Origin of the sequence: Piscinibacter sp. (assembly GCF_050175855.1) — a bacterium.
GTDB lineage: Bacteria > Pseudomonadota > Gammaproteobacteria > Burkholderiales > Burkholderiaceae_C > Piscinibacter.
The window spans coordinates 1-2,851 of sequence record NZ_JBFXIO010000531.1; the positions used below are offsets into that span (position 1 = coordinate 1).

Annotated in this window: 4 protein-coding genes; 3 read left to right on the plus strand and 1 reads right to left on the minus strand. The window is 74.0% G+C overall.

Translation table 11 applies throughout. The annotated features are described in order from the left end of the window. Positions 1-91: 91 nt before the first annotated feature. The 3 genes from AB7U92_RS25210 to AB7U92_RS25220 are packed head-to-tail and all read left to right on the plus strand — an operon-like array spanning position 92 to position 2,524. Complete coding sequence (locus tag AB7U92_RS25210) at positions 92-865, plus strand: ATP-grasp domain-containing protein (protein WP_428583311.1); 774 nt, start codon at positions 92-94, stop codon at positions 863-865. After that, a complete protein-coding gene (locus AB7U92_RS25215) occupies positions 858-1,928 on the plus strand; it encodes a hydantoinase/oxoprolinase family protein (protein ID WP_428583305.1) in 1,071 nt (356 codons plus the stop codon). The genes AB7U92_RS25210 and AB7U92_RS25215 overlap by 8 nt, the downstream gene beginning before the upstream one ends. After that, positions 1,928-2,524: an aspartate kinase gene (locus AB7U92_RS25220; RefSeq protein ID WP_428583307.1), complete on the plus strand. Its 597-nt coding sequence runs from the start codon at positions 1,928-1,930 to the stop codon at positions 2,522-2,524. The genes AB7U92_RS25215 and AB7U92_RS25220 overlap by 1 nt, the downstream gene beginning before the upstream one ends. Here AB7U92_RS25220 and AB7U92_RS25225 read toward each other — a convergent pair. Beyond that, the coding region (locus tag AB7U92_RS25225; RefSeq protein WP_428583309.1) for a (5-formylfuran-3-yl)methyl phosphate synthase at positions 2,461-2,851 on the minus strand (391 nt) is incomplete at its 5' end. The genes AB7U92_RS25220 and AB7U92_RS25225 overlap by 64 nt on opposite strands.

Consider the following 2,851-nt stretch of genomic DNA (forward strand, 5'->3'; position numbering starts at 1 on the left):
AGGCCTGGCCATGCGCGACGCGCTGGTGGCCGACCTGCTGGCCAGCGGCGATTGAGACGTCACCGCCGCCACCTGCGCGCGCGCCGGCGCCCTGCCCGCAGGCGCCGCCGAGGCGGTGCCACACGACGGAGAGACGTCGGCCGAGTTCGCCGCGCGGCTGGCCGCGGGGCACGACCTGGCCTGGATCGTTGCGCCGGAAACCGGCGGCTGCCTGGCCGAGTTCGAGCGGGCCATCGGTGCGCCGCGCTGGCTGGGCTGCGACGCGCGCAGCATCGCCATCGCGTCGAGCAAATCGGCCACGCTGCGCCACCTCGGCGCGCACAACCTGCCCACGCCCTGGGCCCATGCGGCCGCGGCGCGGCGCTGGGTGGTCAAGCCCGACGACGGCGCCGGCAGCGTGGCCACGCAGGTGCACACCAACCGCCTCGGCGCCGAGGCCGACCTCGCCGGCCGCCATGCACGCGGCGAGAGCGCCTGCCTCGAGCCCTGGATCGACGGCGAGGCGATGAGCCTGTCGATGCTGTGCGAGCTCGGCCGGGCCGAACTGCTGAGCGTGAACCGGCAGAAGGTCGCCACGCTGCCGGACGGATCGCTGCGCTACGACGGCGTCGAGATCGACGTGCTGCCGCGCTCGTCGGCGCGGTGGCGCAGCCTGGCCACGCTGGCCGCGCGCGTGGCCGCGGCGCTGCCCGGGCTGCGCGGCTTCGTCGGCGTCGACCTCGTGCTCAGCGAGCGGCTCGGCCCGGTGCTCATCGAGATCAACCCGCGGCTGACCTGCGCCTTCGTCGGCCTGTCGAAGCGGCTGGGCCGCAACCTCGCCCGCGAAGTGCTGGCGCTGCAGCGGCTGGAGCGCATCGATGCCTGAGGCTTCGGTGATCGGCTGGGACATCGGCGGCGCGCATGTCAAGGCCGCGCGCCTCAAGGGCGGCCGCGTCGTCGATGCCGCGCAGTGGCCTTGTGCGCTGTGGCAGGGCCTGGACCGGCTGGACGCCGCCCTCGACGCCGCGCGCACGCGCTGGCCCGATCTCGATGCGCATGCCCAGGCCGTGACCATGACCGGCGAGATGGTCGACCTGTTCGAGCACCGCGAGCAAGGTGTGCAGCGCATCGCCGCGCACCTGCACAGCGCCCTGCCCTCGCCGCGATTCTTCGCCGGCGACGCCGACTGGCCGCTGGCGCGCGACGCCGCCTCGCGCTGGGAGCACATCGCCTCCGCCAACTGGCTGGCCACCGCACGCCATGCGGCGCAGGCCCTGCCGGCCGTCGAAGGCGTGCTGGTCGACATCGGCAGCACCACCACCGATCTGATCGCGCTGCGCCGCGGCCACGTGGTCACCGAGAGCCGCAGCGACGCGCACCGCCTTGCCACCGGTGAGCTTGTCTACCATGGCGTGGTGCGCACGCCGCTGTGCGCGCTGGCCCGGCGCATCGCCTGGAAGGGCGTGCCGCACAACGTGATGAACGAGTTCTTCGCCACCACGGCCGATGTGTACCGCCTCACCGGCGAGCTCGACCCGGCGCACGACCAGCACCCGAGCGCCGACAACGCGCCCAAGGACGTACGCCACACGCGCGCGAGGCTGGCTCGCATGATCGGCCTGGACGAACGCGACGGCAGCGCCGCGCAGTGGGACGCCTTCGCGCGCGCCTGGCGCGATGCGCAGTTGGCCGAGCTGCGTGAGCAGCTCGCGCGCGTCATCGCCCGCCACGACCTCGCGCCCGGGGCCACGCTGGTGGCGGCCGGCTGCGGCGCCTTCCTGGCAAGCGAACTGCGACCCGCAGGCTGGGCGCTGGCCCGCTACGCCGACGACATCGCCAGCGTGGCCGGCCCGGCGGGCAGCGAGCTGCATCGCTGGGTGCAGGTGGGCGCTCCGGCGGTGGCGGTGGCCTCGCTGTACGCGCGGCACCTGCAGGAGGAGACGGCCTGATGTGGGTGGTCAAGCTCGGCGGCAGCCTCAACGGCGACCCGCTGCTCGCGCAGTGGCTGGAGCTGCTGGTGCAGCTCGGCGGCGGCCGCGTCACGGTGGTCTGCGGCGGCGGTGGCTTCGCCGATGAGGTGCGGCGTGCCCAGTCGCACTGGCACTTCGACGACGTGCCGGCGCACAACATGGCGGTGCTGGCGATGGCGCAGACCGCCTACATGGCGCATGCGCTGCAGCCGGCGCTGCAGCTGGCCAGCAGCCAGGCCGAGGTGCACCAGGTGATGCGCAGCGGGCACACCGCGCTGTGGCTGCCCTACGACTCGCTGCGCGACCGTCCCGGCCCCGACGCGAACTGGGGCATGAGCTCGGACAGCATCGCACTCGACCTGGCGCGCCGGCTCAACGCCGAGCGGCTGGTGGTGGTGAAGTCCTGTGCGATCGACCCGGTGGCCAGCCTCGCCGAACTGGGTGAGGTCGGCGTGCTCGACCAGCGCTTCGCCAGCATCGCCGCCGGCGCGAATTTCCCGATCGATCTGGTTCACCGCGCCGAGCTGGCGCGCGTGCGGTCGATGCTGATCGGCGAAGTACGGCTCGACGCCTGAGCGGCCTGCGCCTGGCGCATCGCCCCCACCAGCTCGCGCAGGCGCTGTGCGTCGAGCGCACCGCTGCGCTCGCCGGCACACACCGCACTGCGGAAGCCGGCGAAGTCGGGCTGCAGCGCCGCGATCTGCCGCGCCTGTTCGCGGCGCAGCGCACCAGCCACGCCGACCATCGCATCGGCCTCGCGTGCCATCGCCACGAAGCGCCGCAGCGCGTCGGGCCGCAGCGCCTCGAACAGGCTGCCGGCGCGCTTGTCGGCGGTGTCGACCATCACGCCGGCGAAGCCCAGCGACAAGGCCAGCGACACGGCGCGCTCGTCGAGCCCGTGA